This is a genomic window from Flavobacterium galactosidilyticum, from assembly GCF_020911945.1.
GTDB classification, from domain to species: domain Bacteria; phylum Bacteroidota; class Bacteroidia; order Flavobacteriales; family Flavobacteriaceae; genus Flavobacterium; species Flavobacterium galactosidilyticum.
Genome location: NZ_CP087135.1, coordinates 2,988,940 through 3,012,940, shown reverse-complemented (window position 1 = coordinate 3,012,940; position 24,001 = coordinate 2,988,940). Strand labels below are relative to the sequence as shown.

Annotated in this window: 16 protein-coding genes; 6 read left to right on the top strand and 10 right to left on the bottom strand. The window is 33.6% G+C overall.

The genetic code is table 11. The annotated features are described in order from the left end of the window. Nucleotides 1-250 precede the first annotated feature (250 nt). Nucleotides 251-1,159 (top strand): SH3 domain-containing protein, encoded by a 909-nt coding sequence (locus LNP27_RS12960; protein ID WP_229942061.1) that lies wholly within the window; start codon nucleotides 251-253, stop codon nucleotides 1,157-1,159. 82 nt (nucleotides 1,160-1,241) lie between these two features. Here the strand turns inward: LNP27_RS12960 and LNP27_RS12955 are convergent, their stop codons facing one another. From LNP27_RS12955 to thrA, 4 genes are all read right to left on the bottom strand, one after another. Then, nucleotides 1,242-2,666 carry a hypothetical protein gene (locus LNP27_RS12955; protein WP_229942060.1) on the bottom strand — a complete coding sequence of 475 codons (1,425 nt, stop codon included), beginning with the start codon at nucleotides 2,664-2,666 and terminating at the stop codon, nucleotides 1,242-1,244. A 714-nt stretch (nucleotides 2,667-3,380) separates the two neighbouring features. Further along, the gene (gene thrC / locus LNP27_RS12950; RefSeq protein ID WP_229942059.1) at nucleotides 3,381-4,673 is read right to left on the bottom strand and encodes a threonine synthase; all 1,293 of its coding nucleotides are present in this window, start codon (nucleotides 4,671-4,673) and stop codon (nucleotides 3,381-3,383) included. An 89-nt stretch (nucleotides 4,674-4,762) separates the two neighbouring features. Continuing rightward, nucleotides 4,763-5,683: a homoserine kinase gene (locus LNP27_RS12945; protein WP_229942058.1), complete on the bottom strand. Its 921-nt coding sequence runs from the start codon at nucleotides 5,681-5,683 to the stop codon at nucleotides 4,763-4,765. Nucleotides 5,684-5,725: 42 nt separating this feature from the next. After that, on the bottom strand, nucleotides 5,726-8,173 hold the full coding sequence (thrA, locus tag LNP27_RS12940) for a bifunctional aspartate kinase/homoserine dehydrogenase I (protein WP_229942057.1): 2,448 nt from the start codon (nucleotides 8,171-8,173) through the stop codon (nucleotides 5,726-5,728). A gap of 736 nt (nucleotides 8,174-8,909) precedes the next feature. Here thrA and hutH point away from each other — a divergent pair. The 3 genes from hutH to LNP27_RS12925 are packed head-to-tail and all read left to right on the top strand — an operon-like array spanning nucleotide 8,910 to nucleotide 12,495. Further along, complete coding sequence (gene hutH / locus LNP27_RS12935) at nucleotides 8,910-10,424, top strand: histidine ammonia-lyase (RefSeq protein WP_229942056.1); 1,515 nt, start codon at nucleotides 8,910-8,912, stop codon at nucleotides 10,422-10,424. 49 nt (nucleotides 10,425-10,473) lie between these two features. After that, a complete protein-coding gene (locus tag LNP27_RS12930) occupies nucleotides 10,474-11,118 on the top strand; it encodes a DUF47 domain-containing protein (protein WP_121925471.1) in 645 nt (214 codons plus the stop codon). 30 nt (nucleotides 11,119-11,148) lie between these two features. Next, on the top strand, nucleotides 11,149-12,495 hold the full coding sequence (locus LNP27_RS12925; RefSeq protein WP_229942055.1) for an inorganic phosphate transporter: 1,347 nt from the start codon (nucleotides 11,149-11,151) through the stop codon (nucleotides 12,493-12,495). Between the two features lie 76 nt (nucleotides 12,496-12,571). Here the strand turns inward: LNP27_RS12925 and LNP27_RS12920 are convergent, their stop codons facing one another. From LNP27_RS12920 to LNP27_RS12905, 4 genes are all read right to left on the bottom strand, one after another. After that, nucleotides 12,572-12,964, bottom strand: coding sequence for an OsmC family protein (locus tag LNP27_RS12920; RefSeq protein WP_229942054.1), 393 nt, complete (start codon nucleotides 12,962-12,964; stop codon nucleotides 12,572-12,574). A 79-nt stretch (nucleotides 12,965-13,043) separates the two neighbouring features. Further along, nucleotides 13,044-13,559: a DUF421 domain-containing protein gene (locus LNP27_RS12915; RefSeq protein ID WP_229942053.1), complete on the bottom strand. Its 516-nt coding sequence runs from the start codon at nucleotides 13,557-13,559 to the stop codon at nucleotides 13,044-13,046. 24 nt (nucleotides 13,560-13,583) lie between these two features. Then, nucleotides 13,584-14,954, bottom strand: coding sequence for a 30S ribosomal protein S6--L-glutamate ligase (rimK, locus tag LNP27_RS12910; RefSeq protein ID WP_229942052.1), 1,371 nt, complete (start codon nucleotides 14,952-14,954; stop codon nucleotides 13,584-13,586). A gap of 138 nt (nucleotides 14,955-15,092) precedes the next feature. After that, entirely contained in the window at nucleotides 15,093-17,639 is a 2,547-nt protein-coding gene (locus tag LNP27_RS12905; RefSeq protein ID WP_229942051.1) for an ATP-dependent Clp protease ATP-binding subunit, read from the bottom strand. Between the two features lie 256 nt (nucleotides 17,640-17,895). On the opposite strand from LNP27_RS12905, the gene gyrA reads away from it, so the two are divergent. Both gyrA and LNP27_RS12895 read left to right on the top strand, forming a co-directional pair. After that, a complete protein-coding gene (gyrA, locus tag LNP27_RS12900) occupies nucleotides 17,896-20,547 on the top strand; it encodes a DNA gyrase subunit A (protein WP_229942050.1) in 2,652 nt (883 codons plus the stop codon). A 49-nt stretch (nucleotides 20,548-20,596) separates the two neighbouring features. Further along, entirely contained in the window at nucleotides 20,597-21,865 is a 1,269-nt protein-coding gene (locus tag LNP27_RS12895) for a tetratricopeptide repeat protein (RefSeq protein WP_229942049.1), read from the top strand. Between the two features lie 75 nt (nucleotides 21,866-21,940). Here the strand turns inward: LNP27_RS12895 and LNP27_RS12890 are convergent, their stop codons facing one another. Then, nucleotides 21,941-22,702, bottom strand: coding sequence for a C40 family peptidase (locus LNP27_RS12890; protein ID WP_229942048.1), 762 nt, complete (start codon nucleotides 22,700-22,702; stop codon nucleotides 21,941-21,943). A gap of 74 nt (nucleotides 22,703-22,776) precedes the next feature. Further along, nucleotides 22,777-23,955, bottom strand: coding sequence for an acetyl-CoA C-acyltransferase (locus tag LNP27_RS12885; RefSeq protein WP_229942047.1), 1,179 nt, complete (start codon nucleotides 23,953-23,955; stop codon nucleotides 22,777-22,779). Between the last annotated feature and the right edge of the window lie 46 nt (nucleotides 23,956-24,001).

The window sequence follows — 24,001 nt, the reverse complement described above, 5'->3', positions numbered from 1 at the left end:
TTTCAAAGGTAAAAAAGAATGTCATAATTTACTTTGTATTGGTTTTGTATTTGATCAAAATTTTAGAAATATTTTGCAGTACCAGAGATTTCGCTAATGAAAGAAAATATAGATAAAAAAAATACAAATAAACTTTGGTGTTTTTTATCTCAATTTTTTTTTTTTCAAAAAATATAAGTTTGTTATGATAATTTCTAGGTGGTTTTTAGTATTTTGCCATCAAATAATTTAGATTTTAAATTAGATTACTATGAAATATAGAGTAGCAACTTCGTCATTAAATCTTAGAGATTTTCCGCCGACGATGGATAATTCTACAATTTTAGCAGATATACCGTTTAGGCATACCGTTAAATTACTTGATAACACTGAGTCTGACTGGTGGAAAGTGAAGCTTTTAAATACTGATAAAGAGGGTTTTGTGTGTTCTAAAGACTTGGAACTTATCGATGAAACGACAATGAGAAATTCAGATATAGAAATTCCTAATTTCGAGCCAAGTCCTAAATCAAGTCTGGATAGTAAAGAAGAAACTTACAAGCCAATAGGTAATCCTGATATTCCTTTTAGAGATTTAACGAATGCAGAGACAAAAAAAGCGTCGATAAAAAAAATTATTGACAAATTAAATGTATCAAAAAGTTTCAGATACGAGAAGGATGAAGCCGATACGTATTGCAACATTTACACATTTGACTACTGTTTTTTTACCAAGGTCTATATTCCAAGGTTGCGATGGACCGATAAAGCAATAGAAGAATTAGAAAAAGGTAACGAAGTGCCATTGGTTTTTAATGATACCGTTAGGCCTTTTTATTCCAATTATCTTTATGATTGGTTTGAAGAATCATCTAGTAATTTTGGCTGGGAAAAAATCACTGATGTTGATGAACTTCAAAAGAAAGTAAATGAAAATGGTGGAGTAGGAATTATCTCTGCTAAACGATTTATATTAAATAAATCAGGACACATTGTTGTGGTAGTTCCAGAAACAGAGACCGAGAAAGCCTTCAGAGTCGATGGTAAAGTTATCTATCCGCTACAATCGCAAGCGGGTTATGATAATTACAATTATTTTTCAGAAGTAAGAAAAGATTGGTGGGCTAATCCTGATCCTGAAAAAGGATATTCATCAGCGATTTTTTATTATCACGATTAAAAAAAAATAGTATAAAAAAAAGACTTTTTAAGGGATAATACCTTAAAAAGTCTTTTTTTATGAAACCTATTTGATAAAATAATTATGACAATACAGCCTCTTTCTTAATTAATAACGAACTACAAAAACCATTTTCATAATATTTAGCATGGAAACTAGAATATATCTGATTATAGATTTCTAATGGGTCAGTTGAATGTATATTTATAACTAACATTTCTTCTAAAATAGAAATAAAATCAGCTGGAACTTTTGCTTCTTTACCATGTACAATTGATTCAAATGTGAAATTATTCCACTCTAAATTGCAAATTGGATTCTCAATTTCGTGTAATAAGGAATGATCCATAATGAAAACAAGAAATTGTAATACATCTTTCAAATGCTCTTCTTCAAAATAATCAAACATTCTAAACTCAATTCCGTGGTTTTTATGTTTATGGAAATTAATATCTAAACCTATTTTATCAATTTGCTCATAATCTGATATTTCTGAGTAACGATTTACCCACCACATCGGATTATCATGCATAGGATGTGCTGTAAAATCCATTTGGACAATCTTACCCGTTTTCATCACATCAGTATCATAAGTCCCTACGCCAATATATCTTGACATGGCACATCGTTGCGAAGCCTTAGTTAAGTTTACATCAATGTCATTGTGTGATAAATAATCCGAGGAACCAAATTTGATCATAAACAACGGACTCAACCATTGAAATAGCCGAATAGTGCGCTGGTGTTTTTTTATAAAATCAATTTTGTCTTTAATTTCACCTTCTGTATTTAATTCTGTCGGAATGGTTAAGTTAAAATGATACGTCATGTTGTTAAAAACAGAGTAATTATCATTATTAGAAATAAATATAGCAAAAGGATGGTTTTTAGTGCAGATTTTTATTTTTCCAAACTCCGGAAATATGTTTTCTTGTTCCATTCCATCTTGTAAGTTTCTAGTAAACTCCTGCTTTATTCTGGCTAGCTCAGCGATAACAGTATCAACATCTTTTTTATAAAAATCTTGAGTTACAAATTCGATAGTATCACCATCAAAAATGAATTTCTTCTGAAGTTCATCAACAAAATAGCTGTTGTTTTTTTGTAATTTGTCAAATATACTTACTCCAGAATAGGCTGGATTTGGTTCCTTATCTATAAAATCTAAAGTTTCATGCTCGTTATTTACATCCGTTTTTGTGAACGAATGTGAATTCATTAAAACAGGAATATGATATTCTTGATCCGTTAATATCTTTAGTAAAGAATTTTCAAAGACATTTTCTTTGTAATTCTTAAAATGATTGACGCTATACTTTTCATGCAGACCTCTGGTTAGCAAAAAATCTTTATCCACCTTTCGGTGTTTTTCAAACTCTAAATAACATTCATTTTCGATACCAACACCCCAATAAAAATCATTCGATTTATATTGATTGATATACTCTTTATGTTTGTCCAATAATTCAATTTCAAAACTAACAGCATTCATGCTATGATTTGTCATACAATTTTTTCTCCTTCTTTTAATAAATTATGTTGATATGGGAAGCTACTTTATCAGGTAGTTTTTCTTAAAATACAACCGTTAATCTGAATTTCTTATAGTCTAAAATTCAAAAAGTTAGTTATATGTAAAGATTTGTTTTTTTTGTGTGAGATAAGCCAACCTTCTCTTCATTCTAGAAATGAAAAATCAACTTATTTAGTTTTGCAAAAGTAGAAATAATTTAGGTCTAAATCAATAGCTGTTTTTAAATTATTTTTTTTGGCAATTTTTAAATGTAGTGCATGGTAGTTTTTTAATTTTGAAAGGATTAGCCACACTTTTAAAAAGTTAAAAATACGAGTTTTTTTTCTAAATCAGGAGCATCCGTTTTCGTTTTTTTTTAGAAATATACTCTTGCTATTCGCTTTATCTTTATGCTTGAACCCCAAGCATAAAAGATGTCGCTCCTATCAAGGTTAAATATCACGTTTTTTATCAAATGAACTTTTAGAAAAAAAACAAGATATAAAAGTACAGACAGGATTCGTTTTATACCAAACAAAATCCCCATCATAATTTTTCTCTTGTATTTGAAAAATTGTAATGAGGATTAGATATTTGTTGTTTAGATAAGATCAGCTTTTCTTCAATACCCTAAGCGTTGAAATTAATTCTTATCTTGTGAAATATAACTGACATTTCCGTATTACTAATAATTTATTACCTTCTATTTTACTTTTGTAAAAACGCTTTCAAATCTTCGTAAGTTTTAATTTTTATACTTACTTTTTCTTTATCCATTACACTTTCGATTTGAGGTGGGATAGGCAGTTTTATATTTAAAGTTGGTTCAACTGTATCCAAGAATTTAATAGGATGAGCCGTTTCTAAGAAAATACCAATTGCATTTTCATGATTTTGCAATTCCTTTTTTAATCCTAAATACCCAACAGCTCCATGTGGTTCAGCAATATAGCCGTCTGTATTATAAATGTATTTCATAGCTTCTAACGTTTCTTCGTCAGAAAAAGTAAAAGCTGAAAAGTCTTTTTTGAACTGCTTCAAATCATTTTGATACATTTCCTGAATTCGGATGAAATTGCTTGGATTTCCAACATCCATTGCATTCGAAATCGTGGTCTTAGAAGGTTTTGGGGCGTAAGTTCCGTTTTCTAAAAATCGTGGAACGGTATCATTCACGTTAGTGGACGCTACAAAATGCTCGATCGGTAATCCCATTTTTTTAGCGATAATACCAGCACAAATGTTTCCAAAATTACCACTCGGACAGGAGAAAATTAATGGTTTATTCTGCTTTTTTAATGCTTTATAAGCAAAGAAAAAATAGAACATTTGAGGTAACCAACGTGCAATATTAATAGAATTTGCTGAAGTCAGGTTTTTATCTTTTAAATCCGCATCTAAGAATGCTTTTTTAACCATATCTTGACAATCATCAAAAACGCCATCTACTTCTAGAGCAGTGATGTTTTGGCCTAAAGTGGTTAGTTGTCTTTCCTGAATATCACTTACTTTTCCCGAAGGATATAAAATGATGACATCAACGCCTTTTACACCCAGAAACCCGCTTGCGACAGCACCTCCAGTATCACCTGATGTGGCAACAAGAACTGTGTTTTTGTTGTCTTTTTTGTCTCTATTAAAATAGGCTAAGCATCTGGACATAAATCGTGCACCTACATCCTTAAAAGCCATTGTTGGACCATGAAACAATTCTAGCGAATAAATATCTTTTTCTACCATAACTACTGGAAAATTAAAACACAGTGTTTCTGTAATGATTTCTTTTAAGATATTTTCGGGAATTTCGTCACCTACAAATTGTTTGATAGCTTCAAAAGCAATTTCTTCGTTGCTCAAGTTTTCGATAGTCTCAAAAAAAGCTTCACCTAATGGCATTATAGTTTCAGGAAAATACAATCCTTTGTCAGATGCTAATCCTTGTATTACTGCTTCTTGGAAAGAAACCTTTGGTGCGTTATGGTTTAAACTGTAGTATTTCATTTGATTTTTGATTGAAGATTAACGATTTTTAGCTTAAGATTTCCGCAACAGAAGTTACATCATAAATCAAAAATCGTTAATCAAAATTCTTAAATTATTTTCATTCCCTCATCATTTACCTTAGACACATGGATCTCATAAGGTAAATTCATATTATCATAAACTTCACTCATTGCTTTTCCAATTTTTTCAGCGGTTTCCTTCCCTTTGCTTAATGCAAAAATGGAAGGGCCAGAACCTGATATTCCAGAACCAAGAGCGCCATTTTCTAACGCAGTTTGTTTGATTAAATCAAATCCGGGAATTAAGACACTTCGTAATGGTTCAATGATTACATCATGCAACGAGCGTCCTATTAATTCATAATCTTTGGTGTATAATCCAGCAATTAATCCGCCAACATTTCCCCATTGTGTTATAGCACTTTTCAGCGATATGTTTTGCTTTAATACAGAACGCGCATCCGAGGTTTTTAATTCAATTTGAGGGTGAACCACTGTCGCGTATAATTCTGACGGACTTTTAATTTTTATAATATCCAATGGATTTGAACTTCGAACTAAAGTAAATCCACCTAAAAGTGCAGGAGCAACGTTGTCCGCGTGAGCATTTCCGCTAGCTAGTTTTTCGCCTTGCATTGCAAATAAAACTAATTCCTTTCGTGTAAACGGTCGTCCTAGTAATTCATTAATTCCAAAAACCGCTCCAGCTGAACTAGCAGCACTGCTTCCGATTCCACTTCCTGCTTTTATGTTTTTGTAAATTTCAATATCAAATCCAAATTCAGTATCTACATTTTCTAACATTGCCAAACCAGCAACACCAGCAACATTTTTATCTGTTTCTAACGGTAAATCAGCACCAATGATTTTAGTAATTCGGATCCCTTTTATATCTGATTTTTTTATAATCATTTCGTCACCTGCTGTTTCTAGACACAACCCAAGCACATCAAATCCACAGGATAAGTTTGCAATTGTTGCGGGGCAAAATATTTTTATTTCATTCATTTTTATTTCATTTTATTCCCCGCCATGTCGGGCTTAGGGGGATTATAAATTTCCAATGCGTATTACATCTGCAAAAATTCCAGCTGCGGTAACTGCTGCTCCAGCACCAGCGCCTTTTATTAATAATGGTTGATCTACGTAACGATCAGTGAAGAATAAAACAATATTATCTTTTCCTTCTAGATTGTAAAACGGATGGTCTTTAGGAATGAATCGTAAGCCTACGTTTGCTTTGCCATTTTCAAATTGAGCTACATATTTAAGTCTTGAATCTTTACTTAAGGCTTCCTTGTAGATATTTTCAAAATGTGAAGCGTGATCTATTAATGATTTGAAAAATGCTTCGTTTGAAGTAGTATCTAAACATTCTGCTGGCATAAAAGATTCATTTGTAATCTCCTCAATTTCCATCTGGTAACCACTTTCTCGTATCAGAATTAGTATCTTTCTAGCTACGTCAATTCCACTCAAATCAATCTTGGGATCTGGTTCTGTAAACCCTTGTATTCCAGCTTCTTTCACGACATCATGAAAAGTGTTATTTTCATTAAAGTTGTTGAATATGAAGTTTAAACTTCCTGATAAAACAGCTTGGATTTTATGTACTTGATCGCCAGAGGCAACTAAGTTTTTTACTGTGTCTATAATTGGTAAACCTGCTCCAACATTGGTTTCGAATAAAAACGGTGCATTGAATTGTCGTGATAATTTTTTCAGTTTTTTATAATTATCATATTCTGAAGCGCACGCAATTTTGTTACAGGTAACAACTGCAATATTACGTTTTAGATAATATTCGTATGTTCTTGAAATACTTTCATTAGCTGTGATATCAACGAAAATACTGTTTCGCAAATTAAGGTCTTTTACTCTCTCAATAAATTTTTCTTGATTAGCAGCTTCTCCTAATTCTAGTAGCGGTTGCCAATCTTTTAATGAAATACCATCTTCATCAAAATACATTTTTCTTGAATTAGACAAAGCAATTACACGTAAGTTTATCTTAAGGTTCTCTTTTAAGAATTTCTTTTGTTGGTGAATTTGTTCAATGAATTTTTCACCTACATTTCCAACACCCATGACAAATAAATTCAACTGTTTTGTATTTTCTTCAAAAAAGTTTTCGTGTAGTGTATTTAGCGCTTTTTTGACATCTCTCTCGTTTATAACTGCCGAAATGTTTCTTTCAGATGCTCCTTGAGCAATCGCTCTAATGTTAACATTATTTTTTCCTAATGTGCTGAACATACGGCCGCTTAAACCTTGATGATTTTTCATGTTCTCGCCTACTAAAGCGATAATGCATAGGTTTTTCTCAACGATGCATGGATCGGTTTTGTTTTGAAAAATTTCAATTTCAAAAGCTTTGTTGATTGCTTCTTCTGCAATATCAGCATCTGAATTTAAAATTCCGATACATATAGAATGTTCGGAGGATGCCTGAGTAATAAATATAACATTTATATTTTCATGCGATAGCACCTCGAAAAGTTTTTTAGATGAACCAGTCACACCGATCATTCCAGGGCCTTCCAGCGTAATTAAAGTGATATTATCTATATGACTAATACCTTTGACAGGATTTGTATGTGTCAATTCCTGATTCGAAATGTAAGTTCCATCCGTTTCTGGGTCAAACGTGTTTTTGATAAGAATTGGTATATTCTTTCTTAACACAGGTTGAATTGTTGGTGGATATAAAACTTTGGCACCAAAATGTGATAGTTCCATCGCTTCTTGATAGGAAATAAAAGCAATAGGTTGCGCTTGCTTAACCACTTTTGGGTTTGCTGTAAACATTCCGTTGACGTCTGTCCAAATTTCTAGTTCAGTTGCATTTAATGCTCCTGCTATTATTGCCGCTGAATAATCAGAACCTCCGCGACCTAATGTTGTATTTATACCATCTTGCGATGCAGCGATAAATCCTGGCATTACCACCACTTGATTTTCATTCGAACCAAAATATTCTACTATTAGACTATTTGTGATTTCGAAGTTTACGGCTGCTTTGCCAAAATGCTTATTAGTTTTTATCAGCTCACGACTGTCTTTATAACCGCTATTCTTTAAGTTTTGTTTTAATGCTTCGGCAATAATGTAGGACGAAAGCAGTTCTCCAAAACTTAAAATTGTATCTGCTGTTCGCAACGATAATTCTCCTAAAAGATAGCAGCCATCTAATAAAGTTTCTAGGTGATTAACAATTCTTTTGATATGACTTAATAGACTACTTTGTTCGCTTACCGGAATAAGCTCTTTCAAAGCATCCAAATGTTTTTTCTCTATTTCGGCAAGAATTTCTTTAAAGCTTTCGTCACCGGCCGCTGCTTTTTTAGAAGCTATTTGAAGCATGTCGGTTACTTTACTGAAAGCCGAAACTACAACAATTAATTTTTCGTCTATAGCTTTTTTGCTGACTATGTTTATAACAAGTTTTATGTTTTGTGCATTGGCAACCGAGGTGCCGCCAAATTTTAATACTTTCATACGAAGGTTATATTTGTAATATGATAGAATAATTTTCATCAAATAGATAATGAAAATCTGTTTTTTATATGCCCACTATTTTTCCTTCTTCTGAAAAAAAAAAGATATAATAAAAAGGATTATATGTAGAATGCTTACCCCAAAGGGGTAGTTGTAGTTGTTGTAGTGAATGTAACAGAAGAATCAACCCAAATTTGAGTTGCTATCGAAGATTGATATTTTGTTCTGTTATTTTTCATTTTATATTACAAAAATAGCCTTTTTTCTAAAAAACGAAAGCTTTTGTTGCATTTTTGCGAATAATTTAAAATTATTAGCGGCAATTATGAATACTTAAAATTAGTGTCGTTTATAATCTTTGAGTTAATGCTATTCGTATAATTCGCGTATTATTTAATCTTTAAAATTCTAGAATGTTGCTTGTTACATGAAATCATACATTGGATTTCCTCTTTATTTGCTTTACGAACTAATTTAGAAAATGAGATTTGCATTCAGGTGAGCTTTGTAACAGAACGCTTTGGAGCGGCAAAATAGTTTGCGTATTGAAAATTATCTAGTCTTTCATATTCACGAGCGTTTCTATTTAAAACTAGATTTCAGTTTTACATCTTATTGGATTAATTACATGGAATTTAATTTTTGGTTTTGTTTGATAGTAGTTTTTAAATTATTAGCAATATAAGTTGTGTAATAATAAAGATTTACTCAATTTTACAAATCAAACACGATCACAATGGATAATACGCATTATATTAGTACTGAATTACTTAGTATTGAAACTTTAGAAGAAATTATTTCGCATGGTAAGAAATTGGCATTGTCTGAGGAAGCTACAGCAAACATTCAAAAATGTAGAGCCTATTTAGACAAAAAAATGGCTTCCCAATCTGAGGCTATCTATGGTATAAATACTGGTTTTGGATCGCTATGTAATGTGAAAATATCTAATGAGAATTTATCAAAACTACAAGAAAACTTAGTGAAATCGCATGCATGTGGAGTAGGCGATGAGGCTCCACTTTCTATTGTAAAATTAATGCTATTACTAAAAATTCAATCATTGAGTTATGGTCATTCTGGTGTTCAATTACAAACTGTTGAGCGCTTAATAGAATTTTATAACCATGATGTTTTGCCGGTTATTTACACACAAGGTTCCCTTGGTGCATCTGGTGACTTAGCACCTTTAGCACACTTATCGTTGCCATTGCTAGGTGAAGGTGATGTGTATTATGAAGGAGAGAAAGTGCACTCAAGCGAAATAATGAAAATTTTTAATTGGGAGCCTCTAGTATTGCAATCAAAAGAAGGACTGGCTTTATTGAATGGAACTCAATTTATGAGTGCTTATGGAGCTCATATTTTGATGAAAGTAAGTAAATTTTCATATTTAGCAGATTTAATAGGGACAATTTCTTTAGAAGGTTTTGATGGTAGAATAGAACCTTTCAATGAACTAATCCATTTTATCAGACCACACAAAGGGCAGATCATAACGGCAAAACGTATAAAAAGTTTTCTTGAAGGAAGTGAGATTATAGAACAGCCTAAAGTTCACGTCCAAGACCCCTATTCTTTTAGATGCATGCCTCAAGTGCATGGTGCTTCAAAAGATGCTATTGATTATGTGAAAAAAGTTTTCAAAACTGAAATCAATTCAGTGACGGATAATCCTAATATTTTTATCGAAAGCGACCAAATCATATCCGGTGGAAATTTTCACGGACAACCTTTGGCTTTAGCCTTAGATTTCATGGCAATTGCTTTGGCCGAATTAGGAAGTATCTCAGAGCGTAGAACGTATCAATTAATTTCAGGAACAAGAAACCTTCCAGCCTTTTTAGTAGATAATCCAGGTTTAAATTCCGGTTTGATGATTCCTCAATATACAGCAGCGAGTATTGCTAGCCAAAACAAACAACTGGCAACACCAGCAAGTATTGACAGTATTGTTTCGAGCAACGGACAAGAAGATCATGTAAGCATGGGGGCAAATGCTGCAACAAAGGCATTGCGTGTTTTAGATAATTTAGAGCGAATTCTAGCAATTGAGTTAATGAACGCTTCTCAAGCTATTGAATATAGAAGACCATTAGTATCTAGTGATTTTATCGAAATGTTCTTAAATGCCTATCGTGCGGAAGTTCCATTAATAAAATATGACAGAATTTTACACTATGATATAGAAAAAACGGTAAATTTTTTAAATTCTTTTCAAATAGAATCCGATTTGTTAATATTAACTTAACATTAAAAGTTCAAAATGACGTAATTTTGCGCCACTAAATTTAAATTAAATGAACATAAATAATTTTTTCCAATTTTTGGTTCCTAAAGACAAAAAGTTCTTTCCTCTTTTCGAACAAGCATCAAGTAACCTAATCGAAATTGCGACAAATTTGCATGAAGCTGTTAATCTACCTTTGAAGGAACGCGAAGTTCTTTTTCAAAAAATAGATACATTGGAGCAAAAAGGAGAAGACATTACACGTCAAACTAATTTGGAATTAAGTAGAAACTTCATTACTCCCTTTGATAGAGAAGACATTCATGCCTTAATTACTTCAATTGACAATGTTGCTGATTACCTTCATGGTGCTGCTAGTAGAATGAGATTGTATCAAGTTGATAAAATCACGAAATCAATTCGAAAACTGACCGAAATTAATCTTGAGGCTTGTCAGAATATTGATGTTGCTGTTCGAGAATTGAGAGATTTGAAAAAAATGAAAAACATCACTGATGCTATCGTTCGAATTAATAAGTTAGAAAATAAATCAGATAATGTTTATGATAAAGCAGTTCTTGATTTATTCGAAAATGAAACTGATGCTAAAAACATTATTAAATATAAGGAAGTATTATCTGTTTTAGAAAATGCTGCTGATAAATGTAAAAGTGTCGCAAGTGTTCTAGAGTCAATTTCTGTAAAACATTCCTAATTCTAATCGTTTTATTCTGAAATTAAACTTATGGAATTTACTCTACTTATAGTTATCATCGTATTAGCTTTAATCTTTGATTATATTAATGGTTTTCATGATGCTGCTAATGCAATTGCTACTGTTGTTGCTACCAAAGTACTAACTCCTTTTCAGGCCGTAGTTTGGGCAGCTTTTTTTAACTTTTTAGCTTATTGGGTTTTTGGTTTTGGTGTAGCTGATACGGTTGCTAAAACGGCAAACACTTCTGAAATTAATTTGGTTGTTATTCTTGCAGGGGTTATTGCTGCTATTATTTGGAATTTATTTACGTGGTGGCAAGGAATTCCATCGAGTTCTTCACATACACTTATTGGTGGTTTTGCTGGAGCAGCTATTGCGCATGCAATTGCTGTTCACGGTTTTTTTGAATATACCGCAGTAGATGGTGCTCAAACGTATGCTGCACATTGGTACGATACCGTAAACTGGTATACGGCTGGAAAAGATGGTGGTTTTCCTTCAGGAGTTTTAATCATCATTGCTTTTATCGTTTTAGCTCCTGTTTTAGGGGCACTAATGTCGTATTTAATATCTATTTGGCTGCTTAATGCTTCTAAAAAAAGTATTTATCCAAAACTGTTTACAATTGGTTTGATGTTGCTAACGATTTGGTTTGTTGAAAGTCAGATGATTTCTTACGACCAAATTAAAAAACCTCGTTTTGACTCTCATTTTTGGAGCGTAACGTTTGAATCACATAATATTAAATGGTTTTTAGTTGCTTTTATTGTCTTGTCAATAAGTGCTTTCTGTTTGATATTCAGTAGTTTAAATTTACATCAGTCAAATTATTGGTTGAAGAAAATGCAGCTATTATCTTCTGCGGCTTTTAGTTTAGGCCATGGTGGAAATGATTCTCAAAAAGTAATGGGAATTATTGCAGCAGCAGTTACTGTTTATATAGCTAATAGTGGACTTACACAAGACAGTCTTCCTGATTGGTTAGATGTGGTCCTGCCTAACGCTGATGGTGATTTTAAAATGCCAGAATGGATTCCTTTAGCTTGTTACTCTGCAATTGCAGCAGGAACGTTAAGTGGAGGATGGAAAATCGTGAAAACAATGGGTTCTAAAATTACAAAAGTGACTTCTTTTGAAGGAGTTGCCGCCGAAACAGCAGGAGCATTAACCTTGTATTTTACAGAACATTTTAAAGTACCTGTAAGTACAACACATACTATTACTGGATCTATCATAGGTGTAGGACTTACTAAAAGAGTTTCAGCGGTTCGTTGGGGTATGACCGTAAGCTTAATTTGGGCTTGGGTTTTGACAATACCAATATCAGCAATTTTAGCCGCTTTGACTTATTATATTTTAAGTATATTTATTTAACAACTACTATATTTCATAAAAAAACCATTCGGAATGAATGGTTTTTTTATAGAATATAATCAGAAGTTATCTGAGGTTATTTTAAATCAGTTGTAATAGCTATTGGGTTGCTCAGGAGTTTGTGCATCGGGCATTTGTCAGCAATTTGTAATAATTTAGTTTTTTGCTCGTTATCTAGGTCTCCAAAAAGTTGAATAGAGCGAATGATATTTGTTTTATTTTCTTCTTGATTTTTTTCAAAAGTGACTTCTACTATAACATCATGCAAAGCCCATTCTTTTCTATCGGCGTACATTCGTAACGTAATACAAGTGCAGGCTGCAAGTGATGATGCTAGCAATTCATCTGGCGCAAAGCCTAAATCAGTTCCGCCTACACTTTCTGGTTCATCTGAAATGATAGTATTTGTCGCTGATCTAATTTCAGTTTTGTAATGTGCTGCTCCAATATGTGCCGTTATTTTTTTCATTGTCTTAGTATTTTAATTTATTCTTAAGATTAAAATAGATGAATCAATTTTACAAAGAAGATTTAGATTATGCTGTTGATTAAAATATTCCACTTAAATTTTTGTGATTATGCCTACGCTTGTAATGCGTTTGTTTTAAATCTTGATGCCCAGAAATAATACTGATGTTGCCATCAATTTCAAGCATTGCCAGTTTTACATCCTTAAAATATTCTACTCCATGCTCGCGCATGGCTTCTTTCAATTCATCAGAGGTAATGTTTAACTTGCTTAAAGCCTTAAAGTCTAAATTGCCATTATGAATTAGAATTTCAGGTTTTTGCTGCATAAAGGAATTAAATTTCTTGTACTTAAACATCAATCTTTTTAATATAAAATTGACAGTAAATAGTACTGTTGCTGCCGCAAGTCCGCCATAGAGAGTAGTGTTAGTACCTACCATTGCATTTTGAACGGAATTGCTTATCAGTAAAATCAAAATAATGTCAGTAGTATTAAGTTGTGATAACTCTTTTTTACCAAAGACACGTAAAGCGATAACCATAAAAAAATAAACGGCGGTACTTCTAAAAATTATATCAAGATATTCGTTCATTTTTTTTCAATTAAAGGCTACTACTTATTTTAACTTAAAATTTTTCTCGATGGCTTTTATCATTTCGCCAGCAATGTCTTTATTAGTAGCGCCTTCAATTCCTTCTAATCCCGGTGAAGAGTTTACTTCTAATAACAATGGTCCTTTAGAAGATCTAATGATATCTACACCAGCCACTTTCAAGTCCATTGCTTTAGTTGCTTTTATGGCGATACGTTTTTCTTCAGCTGTAACTTTTATAATTGAGGCTGTTCCGCCAAGATGTATGTTTGCTCTAAATTCTCCAGGCATTGCTTCCCGCTGAATAGCTGCTACTACTTTGCCGTCAATTACAAAACAGCGAATATCTTTTCCATTCGCCTCTTTTATAAATTCCTGAACTAATATATTAGCGTTTAAGCTTTTGAATGCATTAATTACACTTTCTGCAGCTTTCTTTGTTTCTGCTAAAACGACACCTTTGCCTTGAGTTCCTTCGAGTAATTTTACAATCAATGGAGATCCACCGACCATTTTTATTAAATCATCGGTGTCTAATGGTGAATTTGCAAAACCAGTAGTAGGAATCGCTACGCCATGATTTAGTAATAATTGCAAAGAATATAGTTTGTCACGTGATTGTGTAATGGCATTCGATGAATTTAAGCAATATACTTTTAAGGCCTCAAATTGTCTAGTTAACGCGCAACCATAAAAAGTTATACTAGGTCTTATTCTTGGGATAATCGCATCAAATTGATTTAATATTTTCCCACCGCGATAGTGAATTTCTGGTGTTTTGGCATCTAATTTCATATAGCATTCCTTGATATTCAAGAAGTGCATTTCATGTCCACGCATTTCACCCGCTTCCATTATTCGCTTGTTGCTATACAATTCAGGATTACTGGCTAAAAGTCCTATTCGCAAACCAGATGTTGCTTTTTCAGAGTTTTTGTAAAGTTCCTTTAAGCTGTCTGATGTTGGTTGGCCCAAAAGATATTTTTGCTCTGGATCAACTAGAACTCTTCCGCTCATCGCTTCACGACCTAAAAGCATTCTAAATCCCATTGAATCGCGATTAGTCAATGTCATTTCAATTGGCCAAGTCGAAGTGCCAATTTGAAGATTAGTTTGTATTACATAACGTTGCTCTCTAAATCCGCTTGAACTTTTTACAATTCGCTTGTCGATTAATGGAGCTTCGCAATGAATAACTGTTTTAAGGTTATTCTGTATTGGATTGATGTCAAACTTAACCCAGTTGCTTTCATTTTTAATAAATGGCGCAATATTAATCGCGTGTAAAGCGGATGTTTTAGCACCAGAATCTACTCGCGCTTTTATTGTTGGAATTCCTAATTCAGGAAAAGAGCACCACTCTTCGCTTCCCAGTATGACTTTGTTATCTGACATAAATTATTTTTAATTGTCTCATTTTCTAAAAACCAAATGTAAATATTTGTTTTCAAAAAAAGGAGTATTTGTATTAAAGAATAAACCCGTTAGGTTATGAAAACGTAACGGGTTTATTTGAATTATTAGTGTTTAAGCCTATAAATTAGTCGGCTCGCCAGCTTTGTGAACTTGTACCGTAAGTTCTTGAGCTCCTTCTTCAATATCCATAAAAATTTCGTCTCCAGAACCAATTTTAGAAGTGATTATTTCTTCGGCAAGTGTGTCTTCAACATATTTCTGAATAGCTCTTTTTAATGGTCTTGCTCCAAATTGTCTATCGAAACCTTTATCAGCGATAAAAGCTTTTGCTTTATCTGAAAGGTTTAATTGATATCCTAATTCTGCAACACGAGCATATAATTTTTTTAATTCGATTTCTATAATCAAATCAATGTGTTCTTTTTCTAAAGCGTTAAATACAATTACGTCATCTATTCTATTTAAGAATTCTGGAGCAAAAGTTTTCTTTAATGCATTTTCGATGATACTTTTAGAGTTATCGTCCGCTTGAGCCACTTTAGCGGCAGTTCCAAAACCAACACCTTGTCCAAAATCTTTTAATTGTCTCGCTCCAACATTGGAAGTCATGATAATTATAGTGTTTTTGAAATCAATTTTACGGCCCAAACTATCTGTTAGATAACCATCATCTAATACTTGTAAAAGCATGTTGAATACATCAGGATGGGCTTTTTCAATTTCATCTAATAATACAACACAGTATGGTTTTCTACGAACTTTCTCTGTCAACTGTCCACCTTCTTCGTAACCCACGTATCCTGGAGGTGCTCCAACTAATCTAGAGATTGCGAATTTTTCCATGTACTCACTCATATCTATTCGAATTAAAGCATCTTCAGAATCGAATAATTCTTTAGCTAGTACTTTAGCTAATTGCGTTTTACCAACACCGGTTTGTCCCAAGAAAATAAACGAACCAATGGGTCTGTTTGGATCTTTTAAACCTGCACGATTACGTTGAATTGAACGAGCGATTTTTATCACCGCTTCTTTTTGTCCAATCACTTTACCTTCAATAAGTTCTGGTAATTTAGCTAACTTATTGCTTTCTGTTTGAGCAATGCGATTTACAGGAATACCACTCATCATAGAAACTACATCAGCAACATTGTCCTCAGTAACTTCAATTCGGTTGTTTTTAGCATCTTCTTCCCATTGTTCTTGGGCTATAGCCAAATCTTTTTCAATGCGTTTTTCATCATCTCGAAGTTTAGCAGCTTCTTCATATTTTTGTTTTTTGACTACCACATTTTTCAGTTCGCGAACGTCTTCTAATTGGCGTTCAAGATCTAAAATTTGTTTGGGTACTTCGATATTAGTAATGTGAACTCTAGAACCTGCTTCGTCTAAAGCATCGATAGCTTTGTCTGGCAAGAAACGATCAGACATATAACGATCCGTTAATTTTACACAAGCCTCTATTGCATCGTCAGTAAATGTTACATTATGATGATCTTCGTATTTGTTTTTGATATTATGCAAAATGGTAATCGTCTCTTCAACCGAAGTTGGCTCTACAATTATCTTTTGGAAACGTCTTTCTAGTGCGCCATCTTTCTCTATGTACTGACGGTATTCGTCGAGAGTAGTAGCACCAATACATTGAATTTCGCCACGAGCTAAGGCAGGTTTAAACATATTTGATGCATCCAAAGAACCTGTTGCACCACCAGCGCCAACGATAGTATGAATTTCATCTATAAAAAGAATGATATCATCATTTTTCTCTAGTTCATTCATCACCGCTTTCATGCGTTCTTCAAATTGTCCTCTGTATTTTGTACCGGCAACTAGGCTAGCTAGATCTAAAGTAACAACGCGTTTGTTGAATAAAGTACGAGAAACTTTTTTCTGAATAATGCGCAACGCTAAACCTTCGGCAATAGCAGATTTCCCCACTCCAGGTTCCCCTATTAGTAAAGGATTGTTCTTTTTGCGTCGGCTCAAAATTTGAGAAACACGCTCAATTTCTTTTTCTCTACCTACAACTGGATCTAGTTTTCCTTCCTCAGCCATTTCTGTTAAATCTCTCCCAAAATTATCTAACACAGGAGTTTTAGATTTCTTGTTCGATTTGTTGGCGGGATTGTTAAAAGTACCTTCTTTTAAACTGTCATCTTGTCCTGAATCATCATTGTACGATTCGTTTTTTGGCAAGTTATCTATAAAATCGTCTTCGTTTGGAGTCATGTTTATATATTGTTCTTTAGCTATATCATAATCAATTTTCAGTTTATTCAATAGCTTGGTTGTTGGATCGTTTTCGTTTCTTAAAATACACAGTAATAAATGTGCAGTGCTAATAGAAGAACTTTGGTACACTTTAGCTTCTAAAAAAGTAGTTTTCAGCGCACGTTCTGCCTGACGAGTCAAGTGTAAGTTTTTCTTTTCTATGTTTATTTCTAAACTTGGACTAGCTGGACTCAGAATTTCTACTTTTCGACGTAAATGGTCTAAATCAACATTTAAGTTATTTAGTATTTGAATTGCTTTTCCATTTCCGTCTCTTAGGATACCTAGCATCAAATGTTCTGTGCCTATGAAGTCATGACCTAATCGCAAAGCTTCTTCTTTGCTGTAAGTAATAACATCTTTTACTCTTGGTGAAAAATTATCATCCATATTATATATTTGATATCGTAAATTTAGTGAATTACTGTTTGGAAAACAAAAACTATTCCTTTTAGTAGTCTTGTCAGCTAATAGACAAAAAATATAACAACTTAAGCGTTAAATTTCCCTTAAATTATTAACTAAAAGTCAAGATTGTTTTGTTAATAAATCATTGAAATAAGAATGTTAAAATGGGTCAAAAAATTTCAAAAAGATGTATATTGGCACGTTTTGAAACTAATATAATTTTTTAATATAACAACTTATGTCTGAAGGAGAAAAGTTAATTCCTATTAACATAGAAGATGAAATGAAATCAGCTTACATCGATTACTCGATGTCAGTAATTGTATCAAGGGCACTTCCAGATGTTAGAGATGGCTTGAAGCCTGTTCATAGAAGGGTTCTTTACGGAATGTATGATTTAGGAGTTTTTTCAAATAAAGCCCATAAAAAGTCCGCCAGAATTGTCGGTGAAGTTTTAGGTAAGTATCACCCACACGGAGATACTTCAGTTTACGATGCGATGGTTCGTATGGCACAAGAGTGGAGCTTGCGTTATTTATTAGTAGATGGTCAAGGTAACTTTGGTTCTGTAGATGGTGATAGTCCAGCAGCAATGCGTTATACAGAAGCTAGAATGCGTAAAATTTCGGAAGAAATTATGGCTGACATCGAAAAAGAAACAGTTGATTTTCAATTAAACTTTGACGATACTTTATATGAGCCAACAGTAATGCCTACAAGAGTTCCTACTTTATTAATTAATGGAGCTACAGGGATTGCAGTAGGTATGGCTACTAATATGCCACCGCACAACTTAACGGAAGTAATCAACGGTACTTTAGCTTATATGGACAACAATGACATCGAAATCGATGAATTGATGAATCATATTAAAGCGCCTGATTTTCCAACAGGTGGTGTGATATATGGTTATGATGGCGTTCGTGAAGCATTTAAAACGGGTCGTGGACGTGTTGTAATGCGTGCGAAAGTTGGTTTTGAAGAAGTTGACGGAAGAGAATGTATTATTGTTACAGAGATTCCATACCAAGTCAATAAAGCAGATATGATCAAGCGTACTGCGGATTTGGTAAATGATAAAAAAATAGATGGAATTGCAAATATTCGCGATGAGTCAGATAGAAATGGTATGCGTATCGTTTATATTTTGAAGCGTGATGCAACGCCAAATGTGGTTTTAAATACGCTTTACAAGTTTACACAATTACAATCTTCTTTCAGTGTCAATAATATTGCGTTAGTAAAAGGACGTCCGCAAATGTTGAATCTAAAAGAGATGATTCATTATTTTGTAGAACACCGTCACGATGTAGTGGTTCGAAGAACTAAATTTGAATTGCGTAAGGCAGAAGAAAGAGCGCATATTTTAGAGGGATTGATCATTGCTTCTGATAATATTGACGAAGTAATTGCATTAATTAGAGGTTCGAAAAATACAGAAGAGGCAAGAGAGAAATTAATTGCTAGATTCGAATTATCAGATATTCAAGCACGTGCAATTGTCGAAATGCGTTTGCGTCAATTAACAGGTCTAGAACAAGACAAGTTAAGAGCGGAGTATGAGGAGTTGATGAAGTTAATTGCTCACTTAAAAGCATTGTTAGAAAATGTTGATTTGAGAACAAACTTGATAAAAGAAGAATTAGTAGAAATTCGCGATAAGTACGGAGACGAAAGACGTTCTATAATTGAGTATTCAGGTGGAGATGTAAGTATTGAAGATTTAATCGCTGATGAGAATGTAGTAATTACAATTTCTCACGCTGGATATATCAAACGTACGAATTTAACAGAATACAAAACACAGAATAGAGGAGGAGTAGGTCAAAAAAGTGCAGGAACAAGAGATCAAGATTTCTTAGAACACATGTTTGTAGCTACAAATCACCAGTACATGATGTTCTTTACTCAAAAGGGAAAATGTTTCTGGATGCGTGTTTATGAAATTCCAGAGGGAAGTAAAACTGCTAAAGGAAGAGCGATTCAAAACTTGGTAAACATCGAAAGTGACGATAAAGTTAAAGCTTTTATTTGTACGCAAGATTTAAAAGACAAAGAGTACATCAATAGCCATAACCTTATTATGGTGACTAAAAAAGGTCAAGTTAAGAAAACATCGTTAGAGAAATATTCTAAACCTAGAGTTAATGGTGTTGCTGCTATTACAATTAAAGAAGGGGATGAGTTGTTAGGAGCGCAATTAACGAATGGGGAAAGCCAAATTATATTAGCGGTAAAATCAGGTAAATTAGTTCGTTTTGAAGAAACTAAAACCCGTCCAATGGGTAGAACTGCTTCAGGAGTTAGAGGAATTACGTTAAAAGATGATGCGGATGAAGTAATTGGTATGGTTACTGTAGATAAGGAAAATATTAACGAATCTCAAATCTTAGTTGTTACTGAAAACGGTTACGGTAAGCGCACTAAACTTGTTGATGACGACGGTGAAGACGTGTACAGAATTACAAATCGCGGTGGTAAAGGAGTTAAGACTTTAAACATTACTGAAAAAACTGGAAATTTAATTTCTATTAGTGCTGTTACTGATGCTGATGATTTGATGATTATCAATAAATCTGGATTGACAATCAGAATGGCTATTGAGGATTTGCGCGTTATGGGACGTGCAACTCAAGGAGTTAAATTGATTAATCTAAAAGGTAAAGACTCTATCGCCGCAGTTACTAAAGTAATGAAAGATGATGTAGCTGAAGTTGTGGTTGATGAAGATGGAAATATAGTTGAAACCGAAACAATTGAAAGAGTTAAACCAGTTTTAGAAGTACTGGAAGACGAAGGTTCTGAAGACGACGATGAAGACGACGATTCTGAAGCTGATGAAGAATTAGAAGAGGATGAAGACGAAGATGATTCTGACGATGAGGCTTAATTTTAAAATAGTGAACCAATAATAATTATTAAATAAAACAAAGAATGTTATGAAAAGTAAATATGTAGTATTAGCATCAGCGTTACTGATATCAGTGGCTACTTTTGCTCAAAAAGATCAAATTAAAGCAGCTGAAAAAGCACTGAAAGGAGGTAAGTCTCAAGAAGCGGCAACTATTTTAGCAGAAGCGGAGTCTTTATTGTCTAATGCTTCTGATGCTGAAAAAGCACAGTTTTTCTTTTTAAAAGGAAACGCTAGTTTAGATTTAGCCACTAAAAAAGTAAATGCTGATAAAAATTTAGAAATTGCAACCGTAGCATATAAAAATTTAATGGATGTTGAGAAAGCTTCTGGTAAAGTAAAATATACACCACAGGCAGTTACCTCAATGAAGGATATTAAATTCAGTTTGATAAACGCGGCTATTGCTGATTCAAAGATCGATAAGCACTCAGAAAGTGCTAGAAAACTTTATGATGCGTACTTACTTGATAAAAATGATACAATCAACTTGTATTATGCGGCTTCTACTTATGTAAACGCAAAGGAGTATGTAAAAGCACTTGAGTTGTATGAAAACTTGAAAAACATTAACTATTCTGGAAAAGGAACTAGCTATTTTGCGGTTAATAAGTTAACTAATGAGGAAGATTTCTTTGCTACTGCAAAAGAAAGAGATTTGTCAGTAAAACTTGGTACGCACTTGAAGCCAAGAAATGAGGTTGTTCCATCAAAAAGAGGAGAGATATATAAAAATATGGCTTTGATTTTAGTAGAAGGCGGTAAAACTGAAGAAGCTAAAAAAGCAATTTCTGAGGCAAGATTGTCAAATCCAGATGATACGTCATTGGTTTTAACAGAAGCTAACTTATATTTAGAAACTAAAGATTTTGAAACGTACAAAAAATTAATTGGTGAGGTTTTAGCTAAAAATCCTAATGATGCTGATTTGACTTTTAATTTAGGAGTTATAAGCGGTAATGCTGGAAATGTAGCTGATGCTGAAAAGTATTACGCTCGCGCTATCGAAATTAAGCCAGATTATATCAACGCTTATATCAATCTAGCTGCTTTGAAATTAGAAGCGGAAAGACCTATCATTGACGAAATGAATAAACTGGGAACTTCAGCAAAAGACATGAAGCGTTACGATGTGTTGAAATTACAAAGAGAAAACATATTTAAAAGTGTAATTCCTTCGCTTAAAAAAGCATACGATTTAGATCCTGCTAATAAAGATGTTGCTAAAACGCTATTGAATGTGTACAGTGCTCTAGAAATGACAGCTGAATCAAAAGCATTGAAAGCTAAAATGTAATACTTATTTTAGTCCATAAACAAAAAACGGTTTGAAGAAATTCAAACCGTTTTTTATTTTATTTTTAATATTTATTTATATTATTTTTTTAATGACTCTTAACTTATGGGTATGCTTATTGGTCTCGGCGTTAAAAATACCTAAATGATCTAACCGATCCACTCGAATCTTACCACTTGCGTGAATGATATAATTGTCCTCCATCATTATGCCGACATGGATGATATTTCCTTCGTCATTGTCAAAGAAAGCTAAATCTCCTGCCTCGCTCTCTTCAATAAAACTTAAGGGTTCTCCTTGTGCTGCTTGTTGTGAAGCGTCTCTAAGTAATTTGTAGCCATTTAGTTTATATACCATTTGAGTAAAGCCAGAACAATCAATGCCAAAAGGAGTTTTTCCTCCCCAGAGATAGGGTGCATTCAAATACATAAATGCAGTGTCGATTAAGTGCGATTTACTTTTTAGTCCAGTAGTGCTTGTTCCTTCAAAATCGAAATTAGAAGTATTAATTTCCTTGTGATTTAGGAACGTTAATGCGGAACCTAACGGAATTGGAATCAATGAATTTGATGCGGTAGTGATGTATTCTATTAAATCGGCATTAAGAACGATGGGTTCTAACGACAATTTATTGAAATCCGCTTCAGTAATAAGTTGCAACTGCTTAAAATCGATCCAACCTTCATAATCATCAAATTGCATTCTGATGCGAGTCCACTGCTTCACTTGTTCTAAAATTTCAAAATGTTCTCCAAATAAGACTTGAGAGACAATTTCACTTCTATCACTGGGTTCAAATCGGAGCGGTATCATCGCTAGATTACAAATTCCAAACATCTATATTTAATTAGGAGTTAATAATTGTTGGGTTTCAAGTTTTAAAACTTAAAACCCAACAATTATAATTATTTTTAGATTCTTTCAATAACAATTGCTGAGGCTCCACCGCCGCCATTACATATTGCGGCAGCACCAGTTTTAGCATTATTTTGTTCTAAAACATTTAAAAGAGTAACTATGATTCGCACTCCAGAACAACCAAGCGGATGTCCTAATGATACTGCACCGCCATTCACGTTTACTTTATCGTTTGCTAGACCTAGAATTTTAGCATTAGCTAATCCTACGACTGCAAAAGCTTCATTAAATTCAAAATAGTCTACAGCGTCAATAGTTATTCCTGCTTTGTCTAAAGCTTTAGGAAGCGCTTTAGCGGGGCTAGTAGTAAACCATTTTGGTTCTTGTGCGGCGTCAGCGTATCCTTTGATGTAGGCTAGTGGTTTCAAACCTAATGCTAGTGCTTTTTCTTCGCTCATCAATATTACTGCTGCTGCACCATCATTTATAGTTGATGCATTTGCTGCGGTAACTGTTCCGTCTTTTGTGAAAACAGGGTTTAAAGAAGGAATTTTGTCTAATTTAACATTAGTGAACTCTTCATCTTTAGAAACCAGTATAGGAGCTCCTTTTCTTTGCTGAACAGGAACAGGAACTATTTCGTTATCAAATTTTCTAGCTTCCCAAGCTTTTGCACTACGCTCATATGATTGAATAGCGAAGTTATCTTGGTCTTCACGACTAAAGTTATATTCTGTAGCACATAGATCAGCACAAACTCCCATTGCATTATTGTCGTAAGCATCAGTAAGTCCGTCTTTCTGCATTCCATCAACCATAGTTGCTGGACCAAATTTAGTTCCGCTTCTAAGATTTATATAATGTGGGATCAAGCTCATGTTCTCCATTCCTCCAGCAACTACAATTTCAGCATCACCACATTGAATTGATTGCGCGCCTAACATCACTGCTTTCATTCCTGATGCACACACTTTATTTATAGTAGTACACGCCACTTTTTCAGATAAACCTGCAAATATAGCCGCTTGGCGAGCAGGAGCTTGACCTGTGCCCGCTTGAACTACGTTGCCCATATATACTTCATCAACTAACTCTGGATCTAAATTAATTTTGTCCAATGCTCCTTTAATAGCTACTGCACCTAATCTTGGAGCGGTAACTGTAGATAATCCTCCCATAAAACTTCCGATAGGTGTCCTAACGGCAGAAACGATAACAACTCTTTTGTTCATAACTTTGATATTGTAGGTTTATGTAGCAAATTTAATCTTTTTTAGA

Bases quoted from the DNA above. Each gene is read 5' to 3' on its own strand.
- thrC (WP_229942059.1), bottom strand. From the start codon at position 4,673: ATGAAATACTACAGTTTAAACCATAACGCACCAAAGGTTTCTTTCCAA.
- thrA (WP_229942057.1), bottom strand. From the start codon at position 8,173: ATGAAAGTATTAAAATTTGGCGGCACCTCGGTTGCCAATGCACAAAAC.
- LNP27_RS12920 (WP_229942054.1), bottom strand. From the start codon at position 12,964: ATGAAAAAAATAACGGCACATATTGGAGCAGCACATTACAAAACTGAA.
- LNP27_RS12915 (WP_229942053.1), bottom strand. From the start codon at position 13,559: ATGAACGAATATCTTGATATAATTTTTAGAAGTACCGCCGTTTATTTT.
- LNP27_RS12905 (WP_229942051.1), bottom strand. From the start codon at position 17,639: ATGGATGATAATTTTTCACCAAGAGTAAAAGATGTTATTACTTACAGC.
- hutH (WP_229942056.1), top strand. From the start codon at position 8,910: ATGGATAATACGCATTATATTAGTACTGAATTACTTAGTATTGAAACT.
- LNP27_RS12930 (WP_121925471.1), top strand. From the start codon at position 10,474: ATGAACATAAATAATTTTTTCCAATTTTTGGTTCCTAAAGACAAAAAG.
- LNP27_RS12885 (WP_229942047.1), bottom strand. From the start codon at position 23,955: ATGAACAAAAGAGTTGTTATCGTTTCTGCCGTTAGGACACCTATCGGA.
- LNP27_RS12895 (WP_229942049.1), top strand. From the start codon at position 20,597: ATGAAAAGTAAATATGTAGTATTAGCATCAGCGTTACTGATATCAGTG.
- LNP27_RS12945 (WP_229942058.1), bottom strand. From the start codon at position 5,683: ATGAATGAAATAAAAATATTTTGCCCCGCAACAATTGCAAACTTATCC.
- LNP27_RS12955 (WP_229942060.1), bottom strand. From the start codon at position 2,666: ATGACAAATCATAGCATGAATGCTGTTAGTTTTGAAATTGAATTATTG.
- LNP27_RS12925 (WP_229942055.1), top strand. From the start codon at position 11,149: ATGGAATTTACTCTACTTATAGTTATCATCGTATTAGCTTTAATCTTT.
- LNP27_RS12890 (WP_229942048.1), bottom strand. From the start codon at position 22,702: ATGTTTGGAATTTGTAATCTAGCGATGATACCGCTCCGATTTGAACCC.
- LNP27_RS12960 (WP_229942061.1), top strand. From the start codon at position 251: ATGAAATATAGAGTAGCAACTTCGTCATTAAATCTTAGAGATTTTCCG.
- gyrA (WP_229942050.1), top strand. From the start codon at position 17,896: ATGTCTGAAGGAGAAAAGTTAATTCCTATTAACATAGAAGATGAAATG.
- rimK (WP_229942052.1), bottom strand. From the start codon at position 14,954: ATGTCAGATAACAAAGTCATACTGGGAAGCGAAGAGTGGTGCTCTTTT.